Origin of the sequence: Clostridium sp. OM05-9 (assembly GCF_003481465.1) — a bacterium.
GTDB lineage: Bacteria > Bacillota > Clostridia > Lachnospirales > Lachnospiraceae > Coprococcus > Coprococcus ammoniilyticus.
Genome location: NZ_QULF01000001.1, coordinates 197,410 through 214,909, shown reverse-complemented (window position 1 = coordinate 214,909; position 17,500 = coordinate 197,410). Strand labels below are relative to the sequence as shown.

The following is a 17,500-nucleotide window of genomic DNA, read 5'->3' as shown; positions in this document are numbered from 1 at the left end:
AAATGGAGCATACAGAGTTCTCTCTGTACGCTCCATTTTCTACTTTCGCATCATTACAAACCGCTCCTTGCGAAGCTCCTGCATAAGAAGCTTCACTGTCCAGTTCTGATTGCTCGGTGTCAGGATCGCCTTGTAATCCACTTTCACATCACCATGCCGAAGCTCGAATAGCATCTTGTCCAGACGTTTTTCCTTCAAATTACATAAAAGAATCAGGCTGTCTGCCCGGCTCTTTGTCTGCATACCCGCAGTCACTGCACTCGAAGAATGTTTAGCTGCGTTTTTCCCAGTCTGATCCGTTGCATCTGCCATTTCTGCTACTTTTTTATAGGTTCCATTTACAAGCTCACCCAACTTATAATTCGTTGTCACTATCTCATCCGGTATCCGATCTACGGTGATCTTCATCCGGCTTGCAATATTCTGTATTTTACGGTATTCGCTGTCTGTTACATGTATTAATATTAACTTTTCCATGCTGTCTCCTGTCTGTATATCTCGTTTCACACTACCACAGGATTAGAAGAAATGCAAGAGACTCTATACTACTTATCTTCTTCTGCCCAGACTTCTTTTGCCATACGAAATACTGCCCATGCCTTCGGCCATCCACAGTAAAATGCTGCATGTGTAACGATCTCTGCAATTTCCTCCTGTGTGATTCCGTTTGCCTTTGCACTCATCAGATGATAACGGAAGGATTCATCGGTAAGCCCCTGTGCCATTAATGCAACTACAGTTACCAGTGACCGGTCTCTGAGGGACAGCTTATCCTCTCTGCTCCATACCTCGCCAAATAATACATCATCATTTAATTCTGCAAATTTTGGAGCAAATTCTCCAAGCTGTGTTCTTCCTGCTGTCTGTTTTACTGCCATGATAGATCCACCTTTCCTATGCTAACTTATTATATTCTTCATCCGTGACCGGTTCGCACCATTCATTACTGCAGTTCTCACCCGGTACTTCTACTGCGATATGGGAAAACCAGCTATCCTTCTTTGCACCATGCCAGTGCTTTACCTCTGCCGGAATCGTGATTACAGTTCCCGGTACAAGACTGACTGCCTCTTTTCCTTCTTCCTGATACCAGCCCTCTCCGGCTGTGCAGATCAGGAGCTGTCCGCCGCCCTTTGTTGCGTGATGGATATGCCAGTTATTCCGGCATCCCGGCTCAAAGGTTACATTTGCAAGAAACAATCCTGTTTTCGTGTCTGTCAGCGGATTCAAAAAGGAATCCCCAATAAAATATTGTGCAAATGCTGTATTTGCATTTCCTGTTCCAAATACGTTCTGCTTCTCAAATTCTTCTCTGTTTGTAGTCTTCATACTATCACTCTCCATCTTACTTAAACTTGTTTCAGCGCTTATGCGCCTATGCTCTGATGCTTTCCGTATTTATATACTAAAAAGGAGTATACCTTTTTCGTACACTCCTATCATACTCTTTGAACTTTACTCCAAGTCAAGAACTTTTTTGTATGAAGTTTTTATGAAGTAAGTATTCTCAGTATTCAAGTAACCTTTTGTATATATGTAAATCCTCATCCTTGAACACGTTAAATACCACCTGCATCCGGCTTCCTGTTTCTTCCAGATACTTCTGCACGGTTTCTACTGCGATCTCCGCTGCCCGTTTATTCGGGAACATGAATACGCCTGTCGAAATGCAGCAAAAGGCAATACTTGATACTCCATTTTCTTCTGCAAGCTCCAGACAGGAACAATAACAGGATGCCAGCAATTCTTCGTGTTCCTTCCGCAGCCGTTCCTGCACGATCGGACCTACTGTATGAAGTACATATTTACATGGAAGGTTAAATGCCGGTGTGATCTTTGCCTGTCCGGTCGGCTCCTCATGTCCCTGCGCCTGCATGATATCATTACAGCGCAGCCTGAGCTCTATTCCTGCCTTTGAGTGAATGATATTGTCCACACAATTATGCATTGGACGAAAGCAACCGCACATCTGACTGTTTGCGGCATTCACGATTGCGTCCACCTTTAGTGCTGTTATATCTCCCTGCCAGAGATAGATCCGGTCATCTGATTTTGTCGGAAACAACTCTGTAAGATCTATGACTCCTGCCTTTTCATTTTCCTCCGTCAGATATTCGTCCTGAATCCTTAAAAATTCCTGACTGATCTTCTTCGGCATCCGTACATTCATCAGGGAGCGCAGAAGATCCTTCTGTTCCTGTTCATCTTCCGGAATTCTGTAATTCTTATAATATGTATCTTCATCCAGCAAATTCCGGATCAGCCATTTTCTCTGTTCCTCGTGATTCATCAATCTCTGCTTCCTTCCATATTTAGACTTTCTGTTTTACTATTTATTACACTATCTCTGGAAATCCTTCATCCGTTATTTTTCTGCCGCATAGCGCCAAATGTCCGTTACATCCCAGCCACACAACGCTCTATATCCGTAATGCTTTCTTTCATATCTGCATTAATTCCGACCGCGCGGTCACCAAGACTCTCCGGCACAACTGCTTCATTCAGATTCAGACGGATTATCGAGATATTTTTATTCTCTCTGACCAGTTTTTCAAATGGAAATCTAATTATCATTGGTGTGTTAAATCCAACGCCAAGTTCCAGCAGCACCAATCTGCCTTTCTCTGCCTCAGACAGGAAATCTCCAAATCTCTGCTCCGCATCATACCATGCTGCATCCTGAACGAAATGCTGATCTTTTCGCAGATTCATGTCCATAGCCCCGCCGCACACCGGACATTTCGGAACCATATAGATCGGTATCCTGCAATCCCTCCGTGCCTGATCCATCTGCCGGAACAGATCTACCGCATCGTAAAGTTTATCATGACAGCCTTTTCCGCACTGAATATGGAAATAATCTCCCTGTGTGCAGAAGATCTGATCTTCCGGCAACCCTGCTTTGACAAACTGACCATCTGCATTTGTGCTTAAGACAAATATCTTCTTACCGGAAAACATACTTAAAAACGTTTTATGAAGCGGTGTCACATCCAGATCAATACCGCCAAGGATCGCCTGTTTCGACCAGTAGCCCCAGTAGCTTTCTTCATCCGGGTACGGGTAAAAGCCTGCAGAATACATATCCTGCATATATGGCCCTTTTCCATATTTCTTCTGGAACTCTCCGAAATTCTCCTCAAAAAATGTTCCGCCATACTGCGCGCCTGCCGCTGCACTCATCCCTGCTCCTGCTCCAACCAGAACGTACTCTGCATCCTGTAACATCTGGGAAGCCAAACGGATCTGTTCCTCATATGGCGTCTTCTGGAACACATAATCTCTGGCAGGTGTCCCGGACAAAAATGTTTCAAATGTTATTTTATCATTTCTATACTTAATCTTTTTCATAATCTGTCGCTCTGTTTCTGTCTGTATATCCATTTCATTATTTCTATCGGTCACTTTCGCATGATTGCCTGAACAGGACAGTTCTCATAACAATTTCCACAATGCAGACAATGCTGCTGATTGATCTTATATGGTGTTCCTCTCTCGATACACCTCTGAGGACAGAGTTTCTCACATTTACCACAGCCGATACAGGCATCTGTTATCACATACCCCTTTTCCCGGATTATAGCATTTCCAAGGCTGTATGTCTCACGAAATATCGGATTCACGCCCAGATTAAAATATTCTACCTCACCCTGATCAATACAGAATATAATACCTATACTTCTGGTATTACCCGGATAGACATTTGCCAGATAAGGCTGCTCCTCAAAGATGGTATCACGCCATTTCTCCTGTTCTTCCTCGCGCACCGCATATGCCTTTCCCGACAGTCGTATCATCTCTTTATATTTTGTATAGCAAAGGATCTGAACCCGTCCATCTTCCAGAAGTTCCTGACAGAAATTCTTCCCCCTTGCCGTATAAAAATACAGGGCATCCGATTCATAATGGATCGCACTGATATTCCGTATCTGCGGCGCACCATCCTTATCCACTGTTGCAAATGCAAGAACTCCTACCAATTGCATCTTCTTTAAGCATGTTTTTAAATCCATCTATCGTTCCTCCAATACAAAATAACCAGACATCCGCATTCCTGTTTGCGTTTGTTTACTCTACAATTTTAATTCTTCCCTGTTTTCTTGTTAACATGGAAGCACCTCCCCAGTAATCTCATTTCTTGTCTTCCAGCACTGAGGATCTGCTCCGTAAAAGCTCCCGGTCGTTCCATTTGCAACAGCCGGACACCCTCTACACCATGCTTTTAATTCACACTTGCTGCATTTGCTGAATTTCTCATAATCTCTGTATTTCTCCATCTGACAGATCCACACATCTGCCAGCCGGTCCTCAAATACATTTGCCACCTTGCTGTCCATAACACGCCTGCATGCCATCACGTCACCATTTGATGAGATCGTGATATGGCAGTTACCACAATTACAACCCGCATAGATCATGCCTACCTGTGCATTTTCCGGCAGCGTAAACGCTCCTGTTTCATACTCATATAACGTCCACAGATGATCCTTTTTATTAAAATACGTCTTGCAGCCTGCCGCTTCATATGCCTTATACTTCGCATCACAGACAGACAAAAGCTCCCGGTACTCCTCCGGTGTCATGCTGGTATCGACCTCTCCACCGGTCGGTACATATCTTGAAAATGCATACACATCCACGCCAGCCTGAACAACTGCATCGATAATATCCGGTATCTCATGCATATTTGTCTTTGAAACCGTACTCATGATAATGCTCCGGATTCCTGCCCGATTCAGACAGCCGACTTTTTCCAGCGTCAGATCGAAGCTGCCCGGTTTCCGAAACCAGTCATGGGTCTCTCTCATTCCATCTAACGACATCTGGTATTTTTCACAGCCACAAACGGCTAACATTTTACAGATCTCATCGTTCAGATGGAATGGATTTCCCATGATTGTAAATGGAATATTTTTGCTCTTTAACAGAACCATCAATTTCCAGAAATCAGGATGCAGGATAGGATCGCCGCCAGTAATATAGAAGTACGGTACTCTGTGATAGACCTTACAGAAATCTTCACAGTTCGCCACAACCTCCTGCATCTGCTCCCAGGTCATGCTCTTTAATTCCTTACATCCTGTCCCTGAAAATATATAACAGTGCTTACACCGCTGATCACACTCATCTGTGATATGCCATTGAAATGCAAAATACTGACTCATCCTGTCCATGCCTCCTTATTTCTTCATCTTATTTCTGCTCCGGCTTGTCAGACGCTCCACATGCTGTTCCGCACGCTGCCGGTTTGTCGGATGCTCCACATGCTGCACCTGCCTGCTTGTCCTTATCGTCTTCCCAATCTGCAATATTTGATAATGCCATCTTCTGTTACCTCCTGATAATTTTATTTTTGGGCTGTTGCCCTCTTGCATTATCAACATAACAAATTCTGATTTTCGAAAAAAGTACGCACTTTTTTATTACCTGGTCACAAAAAAGTAACCCCGGTTACCTTTTTGTAACTAATTGACCACACATAGGATGTTAGATTATAATTGGATGTAACAAGAAAAAAGAATATTGGGTACAAAATAAATGTTAGATATAAAACAAATACATGGAGGTAATGTTATGTTAACAAAAGAAGAATTACCAGAATGTCCGGTTGCAACGACCGTTGCTCTGATCGGAAGTAAATGGAAGCTGCTTATTATAAGAAATCTGTTACAGCGTCCATGGCGATTCAACGAACTCAAACGCGATCTGACCGGTATCAGCCAGAAGGTTCTGACCGACAGCCTTCGCTCAATGGAAGAAGACGGGCTGATCACCCGAACCGTATACCCGGAGGTTCCGCCACGCGTAGAATATGCGTTAAGCGACCTCGGACAGACCTTAAAGCCAATCCTTGACTCTATGGTCGAATGGGGTAACGCCTATAAACAAATGTAAAAAAAAGCCATACATAGTGATTAACCCTTTTCATAGCTATTATCTCCACTATGCATGGATAGTAACGGATACCAGAGAAGAACACAAGACAATTGAAAAAGCACCCGACCGGGTGCTCTTGCTTTATCTTTTCTTTGCCGCCTTGGCTGCTTTCTCCAGCTTTCGCTTCTTTGCCTGCTCAGCCATGAATAATTTTCTGAGATTTTCCAGCTTTGCAGCCTCCTCTTTTGCGGTATTCAGATCATCTGTGACCCTGTCCTGTGCGTCCTGACTGTCAAATCTTACAAACTTCTCAAATACGGTTGGATAAGTGAAAGTCTTTTCTATATTCTCACACTGAAATAAAATACGGATGTGTGTACCATCACATTCAACTACATTTCCCTCACCAAATTTTACATGTTTCACTTTTTCGTTTTCAAACATAACCTATCTTCCTCTCTACCTATTGAAAACATCTCCAACTGCCAATATGTGCCCTGTTTCGTCTTGCCGCTACGGCTAAAAAATAACTTTTTTATTTCAGACTTCTATATTATTAATATTACCAAATATTTTCCATAAAATTCCAGTGCAAATTAATTTTCGTAAGAAATTCGTGAAAACCCCACACTCAAGCTTTCAAATTTTGTAAAAAATGTATTCTTGACATTTACCCTGCTATTCAAATATGCAGAAAACCGTCTCAGAAAATAATGCACTTTTTAAGCCTCGCCTGCGCTAATTGCAGAAACTTTCATATCTGTTTTGTTTGGAACTATCCGATATATTACAAAAGCAACAGTTACTATATATTACACTATTATGTAGCAAGCCTTTTTCAACGCCGGTCCTTAGCGAGTTGCCATAGGCAAGGAGCTTAGTACCGCTGCGTTAAAATAAAGTGCAAACGACTTGCGGAATAATAGGTGTAATTATAGTACTAGTTGCTTTTAATATCTTTCATTCTGTTCCAAACAAAACAGATATGGGCTTTTGGCTTATCTTGCGAAGGCTTTTAACAGTTCAGCCACCTCAGCTTCTGTGGATAAGGACAATGCTTTTGCTGCAAGCGCATCTGCATCTGCCTTTGACCATTTGGCAATTGTGCCTCTGGTTCTTAAAACAGAAGTTGCCGATACACTGAACTCTCCCAGTCCAAAGGAGATCAGAAGTGGGATCAGTAACGGATCAGCAGCTGCTTCACCACACATACCTACCATGATGCCTGCTGCATTTCCTGCTTCAATAACATTCTTCATAGAACGAAGAACAGCAGGATTGTATGCGGAATACAGATATGCAACCTTGGCATTTCCTCTGTCAACTGCCATTGTGTACTGGGTCAGATCATTTGTACCGATACTGAAGAAATCAGCTTCCTTTGCCAGAAGATCTGCGATCAGGCTGGCTGCAGGAGTCTCGATCATAACGCCGACCTGAATATCCTTGTTATATGCGATTTTCTCTGAATCTAACTCCTTCTTAAGTTCCGCTACCAGTTCTTTTACCCGTCGGATCTCATCCACACAGGTAACAAGCGGAACCATGATCTTAATATCGCCAAATGCACTCGCACGAAGCAATGCACGAAGCTGTACCTTGTAGCTGTCCTCATTTTTCAAACAATATCTGACTGCACGGAAACCAAGGAACGGATTGTCTTCTTTTTCCAATCCGAGATACGGGATATCTTTGTCACCGCCGACATCCAGTGTACGGATAATAACTTCTTTACCCTGCATCGTCTCGGCTGCTGCCTTATATGCTTCAAACTGCTCGTCCTCTGTTGGCAAACTGTCTGTTCCCATGAACAGGAACTCAGTACGGAATAAGCCTACGCCTTCACCATCAGCTGCAACAACACCTTTGGCATCCTCTGGATTGCCGATATTGCCATATAAAGCTACCTTTGTTCCATCAGCAGTTACTGTATCTTTTCCTCTGTAGATCTGAAGCAGTTCCTTCTCTTTCAGGTAATCTGCACGCTTTGTCTCATATTCTGCGATCTCATCCATCGCAGGTTCTAAGATGCAAACGCCTTCGCATCCGTCTACAACTGCCATCATACCATCGGACACCTGATCTACGATACCATCTACACTAAGTACAGCAGGGATCTCAAGTGCTCTTGCAAGAATAGCTGAATGAGAAGTCTTACCGCCAATCTCGGTGATAATACCTGCTACATTTTCCTTTACGATTCCTGCTGTCATGGATGGTGTCAGATCCTTTGCGACGATCACTGTACCTGCCGGAACATCTCCGATATTAATATCCGGCGTACCGGTAAGGATCTTAAGCATACGGACACGGATATCTCCTACGTCAGTTGCTCTCTGTCTGGTCAGTTCATCATCTACCTGGGAGAACATGGATACGAACATATCACATACACTGTCAACGGCTGCTTCTGCACATTCGCCATTACCGATCAACTCCTTGACCTGATCCTGCATAAATGGATCACTTATCAAAACGATATGCCCTTCCAGGATCTCTGCATTATGTTCTCCAACCTTTTCTTTCATTGCATCTGCCATTTTCTGAGTCTTTTCAACAAAAACTTCCATAGCATTCTCAAATCTCTGAAGTTCAGCATCTGTATCTGTTACTGTATGCTGCTTATATTCCGGTTTGCCATCACTGATGATGACAACCTTTCCGATGCCATAACCGGCTGAGCCGCCTATTCCTTTTAACATATCTTCTACCCCGCTTTCCAGATGAAAGAATGCTGTCTGACTATTCGCCAAGACCGGATTCAACCAACTCTACTGCCTTTGCGAGAGCTGCCTGCTCGTCTTCACCGTCACACTCAATTGTCATCTCTGTTCCACACTTAATACATGCTGCAATGATCAGCATAACGCTCTTTGCGTTGATTCTCTTACCGGCAATATCGATTGTTACGTTACATTTGAACTTTGTCATTTCCTTTGCAAATACTCCTGCCGGTCTCATGTGTAATCCCTGCTCATTAATAACTTTAACTGTCTGTGATACCATAATTATCTTCTCCTTTTTATATCTCTTTTATCATTTGTCCGATTCGGACAAACGCATGATCAACATTGTTACTTTTGATTTAATATTTGAAATATCCCTGTTTTATTTATATCCGGCAGGAACAGATTCTTTCTGTTCCCACCGTTGTTAAAAAGGATAGGGTTTTTGTTTTTATTCTTCTGCTACATTTTTCTTGATCAGACCGAGCAGTAAACAGGTTACTACAGAACCGATCACCCATGAAAGAATGTAGAATAATGGATGTCCTACTGTTGCAAATACGAAGATTCCTCCGTGTGGCGCCATCAGTGTACATTTGAATGCTGCTGATAATGCTCCTGCTACACCTGCACCAACCAGGGTACATGGGATAACATGAAGCGGATCTGCTGCTGCAAATGGAATCGCACCCTCTGTGATGAAGGAACAACCCATTACAAAGTTAGAAACGGCTGATCCTCTTTCTGCCTTTGTGAATTTCTTAGGGAACAGCTTACATGCAAGTGCAATTCCCATTGGTGGAACCATACCGCCAATCATTACGGCTGCCATGGAAATGTAGCATGCCTGAACGGCTGCATCACTCTGGGATGCACCGGCTGATACAAGGTCTGCTGCTGTAGAAAGCATTCCCGAGCCGAATACATAAGCTGCCTTGTTGATAGGACCGCCCATGTCGATCGCCATCATTGCTCCGAGGATCAGACCAAGGAGAGCTAACAGATTCTTATCTGCAAGTGATGTAAGCATATTGGAAAGTCCTGTATTTACAAGGCCGATCAATGGATTAAAGATAAATACCATCAATACGCCTACAAGGAAAATACCAACTAACGGATAGATCAATGTTGGCTTGATACCCTCTAATGACTGAGGGAACTTTGAACACATCTTCTTTAATAAAAGTACGATATAACCTGCAAGGAAACCTGCAAGAATACCACCTAAGAAACCGGATACTGTATTACCGGAGCCTTCGCCTACAAAACCGAATTTTGAGATAAAATTCTGGAATGGGGAAAGGCTTGCACCTGCCCATATATATTTTGCGATCGCTGCATTACCGGATGAAGCAAGAAGTCCGCCGGTAAATCCAACTGCAAGACCCGGACGATCTGCGATCGAATATGCGATATAACCTGCAAGTACCGGAACCATCAGTCCCATGGACAGATCTCCGACATATTTAAAGAATGCAGAAAGTGGTGTACAGGTACCGAAGTTTGAACCACCGGTTGAACCATATCCACAGATTGTATCGATCAGAAATGCCAGTGCGATCATGATACCGCCACCGATAACGAATGGAAGCATATGGGATACACCGCTCATCAGATGCTTGTAGATCTGACTTCCAACACCGCCTGCGCTTTCTTCCTCTGCTTTCTTTCCACTCTCATGATGCACCGAAACCTTGCCATCGATCACTTTATTGATAAGCTCTTCCGGTTTGTGGATACCATCTGCTACCTTTGTAAAAAGAACTGGCTTGCCGTCAAATCTTGCGGTCTCTACATTCTTATCGGCTGCTACGATAATACCGTCACATTCTTCAATCTCCTTTGCTGTCAGACGATTCTTAACACCGCCGGATCCATTTGTTTCAACCTTGATCGAAATGCCCATTTCATTTCCTTTTTTCTCAAGGGCTTCCGCTGCCATAAATGTATGTGCGATACCGGTCGGACATGCTGTAACTGCAAGGACTCTGTATCCTGTCTTTTCCGGTGCGTTTTCTTTCTTATCTTCTGTTGCTTCTCCAAGTTCATCCGCGAACTTTTCCATCTCATATTTGCTGCAGATATCTAAGAACTGATCTGCATTCTTTGCTGCAAGAAGTTCTGCTCTGAAGTTCTCATCCATCAGCAACATACTGAGTCTTGATAATACTTCCAGATGTACATCTGCGCCCTTTTCCGGTGCTGCGATCATGAAGAACAGGTTTGCAGGCTGTCCGTCTAATGAATCATAATCTACACCGTCCGGTACTGTCATAGCTGCAAGTCCCGGCTGCTTAACTGCTGCATTCTTGGAATGAGGAATTGCGATTCCCTCTCCAACTCCGGTCGAACCGGATTCCTCTCTTGCAAGAATTCCTTTCTTGAATTCTGCCTTATCTGTTATATTGCCCGATTTTGCATGAAGATCGATCAGATAATCGATCGCTGCGTCTTTAGAATCTACTTTTACACCAAGGGCAATTCCTTCTTTTTTTAATAACTCCCTTATTCTCATACTCATTCTCCTTTACTCAAATACCGGTTTATCAGGATCTGGTCAGGTCAGTCGGTTCTTCTCCCTTTTCCCCAACTGTTAAAATTGTCCTAAAAGTTTCTCAACCTGGTCTTTTGTTGCAAGTCCTTCTGAAAATGCAGTTGCACTGCCTGTTGCTGCGCCGTACTTTAATGCTTTCTTGTAATCATGCTCTGCAAAATAGCTTGCGATAAATCCTGCCACCATGGAATCTCCGGCTCCTACAGAATTAACAACTTTTCCTTTTGGAACGCCCATTCTGTATGTCTCTCCGGTCTCTGTGAGCAGCATAGATCCGTCTCCTGCCATGGAGATCGCTACGTTTCTTGCTCCAAGTGTCTGTAATCTCTTTGCATATTCTTCAATCTCCTCATCGGAATGAAGTGTTACGCCAAACATTTCTCCAAGCTCGAAGTTATTCGGCTTGATAAGAAACGGATGATACTTGAGAACATTTAACAGGAGATCCTTCGTAGCATCGACTACGATATCAACCTTCTTGCCTGCAAGTCTTGCCATGATCTTCTCGTACACATCAGATGGTAAAGATGGTGGGATCGCTCCTGCCAGAACCAGACAGTCACCGTCTGTTAAACCATCTAATTTCTTATAAAGTTCTTCCAGTTCTGCATCGCTGATATTGGGGCCTTTTCCATTGATCTCTGTTTCTTCTCCGGCTTTCAGCTTAACATTGATTCTGCTAACGCCATCTGAAACCGTGATGAAATCAGCTTTTACACCAAGGGCAGCGACTCCTTCTTCAATCGCTTTTCCGGTAAAGCCTGCAACAAATCCAAGTGCTACAGAATCTACGCCCAGATTCTTAAGGACTGTCGAAACATTGATTCCCTTTCCACCGTAGAACAGGGCTTCTTCTCTGCTTCTGTTTACCGAACCGATTTCCAGTTTTTCCATTCTGACAACATAATCGATTGCCGGATTGAAAGTTACTGTGTAGATCATTCCTTCATTACCTCCTTTATGACTGTTGCATCTGCATACTTATCATTTACAAGTCGGTCGGTGATAATACACGCCTTCTTGATTCCTGCAAATGTAACCGCTGTAACCTTGTCAAACTTCGTGTGATCGGCAAGGACAACACTCGCATAAGATCGGTTGACCGCTTCCATCTTTACAAGTGCTTCTTCTACATCAACTGTCGTGAAACCGTAATCTGTATGTACACCGTTGGTTCCAAGGAAGCATTTTGAGAAATTGAACATCTTCATATTATTTACAGCATCTGCACCTACCGTAGATTCTGTGACCGGCTTTCCGAGTCCTCCGATCATGTATGCCCGAAGTCCTTTGTTCATCAGCCGTTTGATATGTGCAATTCCGTTTGTGACAAATGTCGCTCTGGTTGATTCCAGATACTCGATCATCCATCCGGTACTTGTTCCTGCATCTATGAAAATAAAATCGTCATCATTGATCATATTCACCGCATACCGCGCAATTGCTTTCTTTTCTTCCACACAGAGCTGCTCTTTTACACTGACCGCAATCTCATCTGCAATAAACTGGTGTGCAACTGCTGTAGCTCCTCCGTGTACCTTATTCAGTTTTCCCATTTCATCGAGAGCGATAAGATCCCGCCGTATGGTTGATTCTGATGCTCCTGTGCACTCTGTCATTTCTGCAACTGTGATCGTTCCTTTGTTCTTCAGAGCTTCCAGTATCTTGTTATATCTTTCTTCCGTAAGCATATATATAGGTCTCCTTATTATCAAATCATTTTATTATTTGCAATTCAATTCATATATATGCATTATAACCGTTTTTTCGTTCAAAATCAATCATATTCGTTCAACTTAGGTTTATATTAGCACACATTTCGTTCAGAATCAATCATTAATTTGCACTTTTTTGAAGTTTTTTGAACAAATATGAAAGAAACGGAATTAAAGAAAGCAGGCAGTCTCGTTATAAGACTTCCTGCTGATTGATATATGACATCAGCCAAAGGGTCATAGCTGCGTCTCTTCCAAAAAGGATCTCATTATAGAGTTCTTTTTTGCATACGAAATTCTAAAATATAAAATGGGACGTCACCATATATTTCCGGTTGTTCCTGTCTAAAATTACATATATAATATAAATATCTGCATTCGCTGATATGGGGGACTTATTAAGTTAACAGATCAAATATTTTAATTACATAATTCGGAGGTAATTTCTATGAAACATTCCAATTCTTTCTGGAAACGTACAATCATCGGATGCAGCCTGCTTGGTATGGTTATCGTAACTGCATTGCCAGCACAGGCAGCAGTTCAGGCAGCAACTTTAAATGAGCGCACAGTTTCCGCTGTCAGTACATACACAGGCACCAATGTTGCCCTTGCCACAAGTAAGACCGCAGCTATAAATACTGCCACTTCTACTACAAATACAACCACAAATGATGCCACCCTTACTGCAAGCAAGACCACGGCCAAGAAAGCCGCGCTGAATAAAACATCTTTAAAGCTGAAGAAGGGCAAAACTTACCAGTTAAATATAGTGCGTCTGTTACAAATCTGGCTTCCCAAGCAGTAGCCAGCCGAAGCGGCTATATGCCACTCTGGACAGATTCATTTGGAACACGCTAATCAGCGCACTATAAGTATAAAAAATAATCTCCCAGCCTTGAAGTGAACCCCTTTTATTAGACAAAAAGGTCTAATAAAAGGGGTTATTTTTAACTCATCATATCAAGGCTAACCGTCTATCGGTGGCACTTTTTATTTATGAACGATAATCACCGTTGATCTTAACGTAATCATAAGTCAGGTCACAGCCCCACGCCTTGGCGGATGCTTCGCCCTGATTCAGATTGACGTTGATATAGATATCATCCTCAGATAATACCTCAGAGGCTTTTTCCTCAGAAAATGGAATACCGGAACCGTTTCTGCATACCTCTACGATACCCTTCTCAGATTCAAGATCTACATCTACTTTATCGATATCGAAATCCGCTTCTGCATATCCGATCGCACAGAGAATACGTCCCCAGTTTGCGTCTTCACCAAACATCGCACATTTGGTCAGTGGGGAACGGATAATGCTCTTTGCAACGATGATCGCTGTATCCTGATCCGGTGCTCCAGATACTGTACATTCCAGCATCTTGCTTGCGCCCTCTCCATCACTTGCGAGCATCATCGTCATACACTCCATAACGATGTACAGTGCTTTCTTGAAAATTGCATAGTCGTCATTTTCTGTTACGATCTCTTCATTTCCTGCAAGTCCGTTTGCCATGACACTTAAAGTATCATTTGTCGATGTATCACCATCTATAGACAGACAATTATAGGTTACCTTTACGATCTCACTCAGAGCCTTCTGGATCATATCGGCTGAGATTGCAACATCCGTTGTGATAAAGTTCAGCGTGGTTGCCATATTCGGATGGATCATACCGCTTCCCTTTGCCATTCCGCCCAGGCGGCAGGTCTTGCCACCAAGTGTGAATTCTACTGCAACCTGCTTATCAACTGTATCTGTCGTCATGATCGCATTTGCTGCCTTATCATTGCCATCGGCACTTAAACCGTCAGCAAGCTCCTTCATGTGCTCTTCAAATGGTTCGATCGGAAGAATCTGACCAATAACACCAGTCGATGCATTGATGATCATATCTGCATCGATTCCCAGTGCATCTGCTGCCAGCTCACAGATCCGCTCTGCCTTTTCCACGCCGTCTGCATTACAGGTATTTGCATTCTTTGAATTAACGACAACTGCCATGGCTTTGCCGCCTGTTGCCTTCAGATGCTCCTTGGTTACAAGGATTGGTGCACCTTTTACCTTGTTCTGTGTATATACGGCTGCTGCATTACAGACTGTACTGCTGTAAACCATACCCAGATCGTTCTTATTCTTATCGGAATTCAGTCCGCAGTTTATACCATTTGCCACAAATCCCTTTGCCGCACAGACACCACCATCTACATATGTGTATCCTTCGTATGTTTTCTTCTTCATAATCATCCGCAGCCAAATCCTGTCGACTTCCACATTCTGTTCCGCCGCTGTCGATCAGTGATTCGCCACTGCCTCCTTTTTAAGATATATAAAACTCTGCCTGTATTTCTATTATCTTACTTGCCGATCGCTGCCAGGAACTTGTCCAGTCTTCCGATCGTACGATCCTTGCCGATCACGTTCATGATCGTAGCAAGATCCGGTGAATTCTTCTTACCGGTTACTGCTACACGAACAATCGTGCAGACATCTGTGATCGATCCCTTGTAAGCATCCGGGTTCTTCTTATATTCCTTGACATTCGGGCAATAGCCCAGCTTGTCGCCCATTACCTTCATCTCGGCAAACCAGTTCTCAGCATCTAAGAACAGATCCTTCTTGTATTCATTGATGATCTCTGCCATCTGATCTGCATTATACTTCTCGTCGATCTCGTAGGAAAGCTTCAGTTCATCCTCCGGCACATAGAGATAGCCGAACATCTCTGCCAGATCTGACCACTTACCAACATCCTTACGGACTTTATTTCCAGACATCTTCCAAAGACTGATCGTCTTCATGAAGCTGTCCTTATCTTCTGTTCCAAATGCATACAGCTTCTCATCAAATTCTTTTGCCCACGCCATGATCTTCTCATAACACTTCTCTTCTGAAAATGTGGAGATCATCTCTTTGCTGACATCATTTAACTTCACTATATCAAATAATGCACCGGAAGCCGGCATCTTCGCAAGTGACAATGTGAAATCATCAATCGTCTTATCTGGATTTGCCGCATGCCATTCCTCATAATTGGAATTTGCAATCGTCATAAGATATTCCAATACACTCTCGGATGGATAACCCTGCTCCTGATAGAAGCCAACGGCTGCCTCCGGGTCTTTTCTCTTACTGAGTTTTCTCTTGTGCTGATGTTCATTTCCATCCTCATCCACAGATATTTCCATCTTCATAATTGGTGAAATATGTGCATACTCAGGAAGTTCAAATCCGCACAGTTCAAATAACTGCTTATGAAGCGGATAGGATGCAAGCCATTCATCACCACGGATGACCATATTTGTTCTCATGAAATGATCGTCTACTGCATGTGCAAAATGATAGGTTGGAATTCCGTCAGATTTTAACAGTACAACATCCATCATATTCTCAGGCATCTCGATCTTACCACGGATCGGGTCACTGTAAACAACCGTCTTTCCTGCTTCGCCCGGGCTCTTAAGTCTGACAACATAAGGTTCTCCGGCTGCTAGTTTCTCCTCGATCTGCTCGTATGTCAGATTTCTGCCAACTGCATACTCTCCATAATATCCGATATCTACCTTTGCAGCCTCCTGCTTTGCTCTTATCGCATCCAGTTCTTCCGCAGTTGTAAAATCAGGATATGCATATCCCTCCTGCATCAGCTTCTTAACGCAGATCTGATAGATCTCTTTTCTCTCGCTCTGCTTATATGGTGCATATGTGACAGGGCTTCCTTCAAATGGTCCCTCGTCAAATCCAAGATCAAACTTGTTTAAGGAATTGATGATCTCCTCCACGCCATTTTCAAGCTCTCTCTTTCTGTCTGTATCTTCTATTCTAAGATAGAACACACCACCGCTCTGCTTTGCAAGTTTTCTTGATATCATAGCAGCATATAAACCACCGATATGCATATATCCGGTTGGGCTTGGCGCAAATCTCGTTACCTTCGCACCCTCCGGCAAGTCTCTCTTTGGAAATCTTGCTTCGAGATCGTCTACCGTTCCTGTTATATCCGGGAATATTAATTCTGCTAATTTGTTATAATCCATCTTATCTGCCACCTCTTATATCAAATCTATTTTTCGTTTCTGACCGCCTGACAGCACCTAATCGACTGTCAAAACACATATAGTAAAAAATACCACAAACCCCACATTTTGTACAGTTGTTTATTTCCTGTACACCACCGTACGCCGTACAGTATGGGTTGACGGATATCTCCGATACGCTTCGTTTTCTATTCGGTTCACGCGCCCATTTGCCTGCAGTCGCCCAAACTCGCCTTTCAGGCTCAAACAATGGGCTTAATGCAGGCAGCTAGCGCAAACCTCATTACGAAAGCCTCGCTATGATCGTTGATATCCGTCAACCCATACTGTCGGCTGGTACCGACTTGGGAAATTAACTTGCGAAAAATTTCTGGTGTGCTTCCTTATACCGGCATTGGCTGGCAATGCTTTTTCTGAACGGAGTACGTCTTGAAGATACTGCTCGAAGTTCGCAGAACTTATATTATATCTACAGTCTCCAAAGCGCAAATAAAATGGAAGACAGTTTTACATATGATTCGCAAGTCTTGACATCCAACTTGTTACATATAGTAAATACTGTCTTCCATTTTTATTTCATATATTATTAT

General features: G+C 43.1%; 18 protein-coding genes. 2 read left to right on the top strand and 16 right to left on the bottom strand.

Features of this window, described 5'->3' with window-relative positions:
- Positions 1-39: 39 nt before the first annotated feature.
- The 8 genes from DXB77_RS00965 to acgA form a co-directional block, all read right to left on the bottom strand.
- Positions 40-477: a DUF3783 domain-containing protein gene (locus DXB77_RS00965; RefSeq protein WP_118483319.1), complete on the bottom strand. Its 438-nt coding sequence runs from the start codon at positions 475-477 to the stop codon at positions 40-42.
- A 68-nt stretch (positions 478-545) separates the two neighbouring features.
- Positions 546-878: a carboxymuconolactone decarboxylase family protein gene (locus DXB77_RS00960; RefSeq protein ID WP_021944795.1), complete on the bottom strand. Its 333-nt coding sequence runs from the start codon at positions 876-878 to the stop codon at positions 546-548.
- Between the two features lie 16 nt (positions 879-894).
- Entirely contained in the window at positions 895-1,329 is a 435-nt protein-coding gene (locus DXB77_RS00955) for a cupin domain-containing protein (protein WP_117808293.1), read from the bottom strand.
- Positions 1,330-1,507: 178 nt separating this feature from the next.
- Positions 1,508-2,290 carry a protein-ADP-ribose hydrolase gene (locus DXB77_RS00950; RefSeq protein WP_118662467.1) on the bottom strand — a complete coding sequence of 261 codons (783 nt, stop codon included), beginning with the start codon at positions 2,288-2,290 and terminating at the stop codon, positions 1,508-1,510.
- A 107-nt stretch (positions 2,291-2,397) separates the two neighbouring features.
- Positions 2,398-3,351: a Sir2 silent information regulator family NAD-dependent deacetylase gene (locus tag DXB77_RS00945; RefSeq protein ID WP_118662627.1), complete on the bottom strand. Its 954-nt coding sequence runs from the start codon at positions 3,349-3,351 to the stop codon at positions 2,398-2,400.
- A gap of 50 nt (positions 3,352-3,401) precedes the next feature.
- Positions 3,402-4,013: a 4Fe-4S binding protein gene (locus DXB77_RS00940; protein ID WP_118615398.1), complete on the bottom strand. Its 612-nt coding sequence runs from the start codon at positions 4,011-4,013 to the stop codon at positions 3,402-3,404.
- A 90-nt stretch (positions 4,014-4,103) separates the two neighbouring features.
- Positions 4,104-5,165, bottom strand: a complete 1,062-nt coding sequence (gene acgM, locus DXB77_RS00935) for a radical SAM/SPASM domain protein, ACGX system (RefSeq protein WP_118662466.1) — start codon at positions 5,163-5,165, stop codon at positions 4,104-4,106.
- 28 nt (positions 5,166-5,193) lie between these two features.
- Positions 5,194-5,325 (bottom strand): ACGX-repeat peptide, encoded by a 132-nt coding sequence (acgA, locus tag DXB77_RS00930; RefSeq protein WP_117808289.1) that lies wholly within the window; start codon positions 5,323-5,325, stop codon positions 5,194-5,196.
- 249 nt (positions 5,326-5,574) lie between these two features.
- Between acgA and DXB77_RS00925 the strand changes: the two genes are divergently transcribed.
- Positions 5,575-5,895 (top strand): helix-turn-helix domain-containing protein, encoded by a 321-nt coding sequence (locus tag DXB77_RS00925; RefSeq protein ID WP_117808288.1) that lies wholly within the window; start codon positions 5,575-5,577, stop codon positions 5,893-5,895.
- Between the two features lie 123 nt (positions 5,896-6,018).
- Here the strand turns inward: DXB77_RS00925 and DXB77_RS00920 are convergent, their stop codons facing one another.
- From DXB77_RS00920 to DXB77_RS00895, 6 genes are all read right to left on the bottom strand, one after another.
- The gene (locus DXB77_RS00920) at positions 6,019-6,321 is read right to left on the bottom strand and encodes a hypothetical protein (protein WP_008400078.1); all 303 of its coding nucleotides are present in this window, start codon (positions 6,319-6,321) and stop codon (positions 6,019-6,021) included.
- A 554-nt stretch (positions 6,322-6,875) separates the two neighbouring features.
- Positions 6,876-8,579, bottom strand: a complete 1,704-nt coding sequence (gene ptsP, locus DXB77_RS00915; RefSeq protein ID WP_118662626.1) for a phosphoenolpyruvate--protein phosphotransferase — start codon at positions 8,577-8,579, stop codon at positions 6,876-6,878.
- A 40-nt stretch (positions 8,580-8,619) separates the two neighbouring features.
- Entirely contained in the window at positions 8,620-8,883 is a 264-nt protein-coding gene (locus DXB77_RS00910; RefSeq protein WP_008400082.1) for an HPr family phosphocarrier protein, read from the bottom strand.
- 171 nt (positions 8,884-9,054) lie between these two features.
- Positions 9,055-11,118: a fructose-specific PTS transporter subunit EIIC gene (locus DXB77_RS00905; protein WP_117822208.1), complete on the bottom strand. Its 2,064-nt coding sequence runs from the start codon at positions 11,116-11,118 to the stop codon at positions 9,055-9,057.
- 78 nt (positions 11,119-11,196) lie between these two features.
- On the bottom strand, positions 11,197-12,099 hold the full coding sequence (gene pfkB / locus DXB77_RS00900) for a 1-phosphofructokinase (RefSeq protein WP_118662465.1): 903 nt from the start codon (positions 12,097-12,099) through the stop codon (positions 11,197-11,199).
- Positions 12,096-12,848: a DeoR/GlpR family DNA-binding transcription regulator gene (locus DXB77_RS00895; RefSeq protein ID WP_008400090.1), complete on the bottom strand. Its 753-nt coding sequence runs from the start codon at positions 12,846-12,848 to the stop codon at positions 12,096-12,098. Before DXB77_RS00895 ends, pfkB begins: the two co-directional genes overlap by 4 nt.
- A 472-nt stretch (positions 12,849-13,320) precedes the next feature.
- On the opposite strand from DXB77_RS00895, the gene DXB77_RS00890 reads away from it, so the two are divergent.
- Positions 13,321-13,680, top strand: a complete 360-nt coding sequence (locus DXB77_RS00890) for a hypothetical protein (RefSeq protein WP_118662464.1) — start codon at positions 13,321-13,323, stop codon at positions 13,678-13,680.
- Between the two features lie 189 nt (positions 13,681-13,869).
- On the opposite strand, the gene argJ is transcribed toward DXB77_RS00890, so the two are convergent.
- On the bottom strand, positions 13,870-15,114 hold the full coding sequence (gene argJ / locus DXB77_RS00885) for a bifunctional glutamate N-acetyltransferase/amino-acid acetyltransferase ArgJ (protein ID WP_118662625.1): 1,245 nt from the start codon (positions 15,112-15,114) through the stop codon (positions 13,870-13,872).
- A gap of 116 nt (positions 15,115-15,230) precedes the next feature.
- On the bottom strand, positions 15,231-16,910 hold the full coding sequence (gltX, locus tag DXB77_RS00880) for a glutamate--tRNA ligase (RefSeq protein WP_118662463.1): 1,680 nt from the start codon (positions 16,908-16,910) through the stop codon (positions 15,231-15,233).
- Positions 16,911-17,500: the final 590 nt, after the last annotated feature.

What these genes read in the sequence shown, in the direction of transcription:
- DXB77_RS00905 (WP_117822208.1), bottom strand. Translation starts at nt 11,118, where the DNA reads ATGAGAATAAGGGAGTTATTAAAAAAAGAAGGAATTGCCCTTGGTGTA.
- DXB77_RS00925 (WP_117808288.1), top strand. Translation starts at nt 5,575, where the DNA reads ATGTTAACAAAAGAAGAATTACCAGAATGTCCGGTTGCAACGACCGTT.
- DXB77_RS00945 (WP_118662627.1), bottom strand. Translation starts at nt 3,351, where the DNA reads ATGAAAAAGATTAAGTATAGAAATGATAAAATAACATTTGAAACATTT.
- DXB77_RS00920 (WP_008400078.1), bottom strand. Translation starts at nt 6,321, where the DNA reads ATGTTTGAAAACGAAAAAGTGAAACATGTAAAATTTGGTGAGGGAAAT.
- DXB77_RS00960 (WP_021944795.1), bottom strand. Translation starts at nt 878, where the DNA reads ATGGCAGTAAAACAGACAGCAGGAAGAACACAGCTTGGAGAATTTGCT.
- DXB77_RS00910 (WP_008400082.1), bottom strand. Translation starts at nt 8,883, where the DNA reads ATGGTATCACAGACAGTTAAAGTTATTAATGAGCAGGGATTACACATG.
- argJ (WP_118662625.1), bottom strand. Translation starts at nt 15,114, where the DNA reads ATGAAGAAGAAAACATACGAAGGATACACATATGTAGATGGTGGTGTC.
- DXB77_RS00895 (WP_008400090.1), bottom strand. Translation starts at nt 12,848, where the DNA reads ATGCTTACGGAAGAAAGATATAACAAGATACTGGAAGCTCTGAAGAAC.
- pfkB (WP_118662465.1), bottom strand. Translation starts at nt 12,099, where the DNA reads ATGATCTACACAGTAACTTTCAATCCGGCAATCGATTATGTTGTCAGA.
- ptsP (WP_118662626.1), bottom strand. Translation starts at nt 8,579, where the DNA reads ATGTTAAAAGGAATAGGCGGCTCAGCCGGTTATGGCATCGGAAAGGTT.
- gltX (WP_118662463.1), bottom strand. Translation starts at nt 16,910, where the DNA reads ATGGATTATAACAAATTAGCAGAATTAATATTCCCGGATATAACAGGA.
- acgM (WP_118662466.1), bottom strand. Translation starts at nt 5,165, where the DNA reads ATGAGTCAGTATTTTGCATTTCAATGGCATATCACAGATGAGTGTGAT.
- DXB77_RS00940 (WP_118615398.1), bottom strand. Translation starts at nt 4,013, where the DNA reads ATGGATTTAAAAACATGCTTAAAGAAGATGCAATTGGTAGGAGTTCTT.
- DXB77_RS00965 (WP_118483319.1), bottom strand. Translation starts at nt 477, where the DNA reads ATGGAAAAGTTAATATTAATACATGTAACAGACAGCGAATACCGTAAA.
- DXB77_RS00950 (WP_118662467.1), bottom strand. Translation starts at nt 2,290, where the DNA reads ATGAATCACGAGGAACAGAGAAAATGGCTGATCCGGAATTTGCTGGAT.
- DXB77_RS00955 (WP_117808293.1), bottom strand. Translation starts at nt 1,329, where the DNA reads ATGAAGACTACAAACAGAGAAGAATTTGAGAAGCAGAACGTATTTGGA.
- DXB77_RS00890 (WP_118662464.1), top strand. Translation starts at nt 13,321, where the DNA reads ATGAAACATTCCAATTCTTTCTGGAAACGTACAATCATCGGATGCAGC.
- acgA (WP_117808289.1), bottom strand. Translation starts at nt 5,325, where the DNA reads ATGGCATTATCAAATATTGCAGATTGGGAAGACGATAAGGACAAGCAG.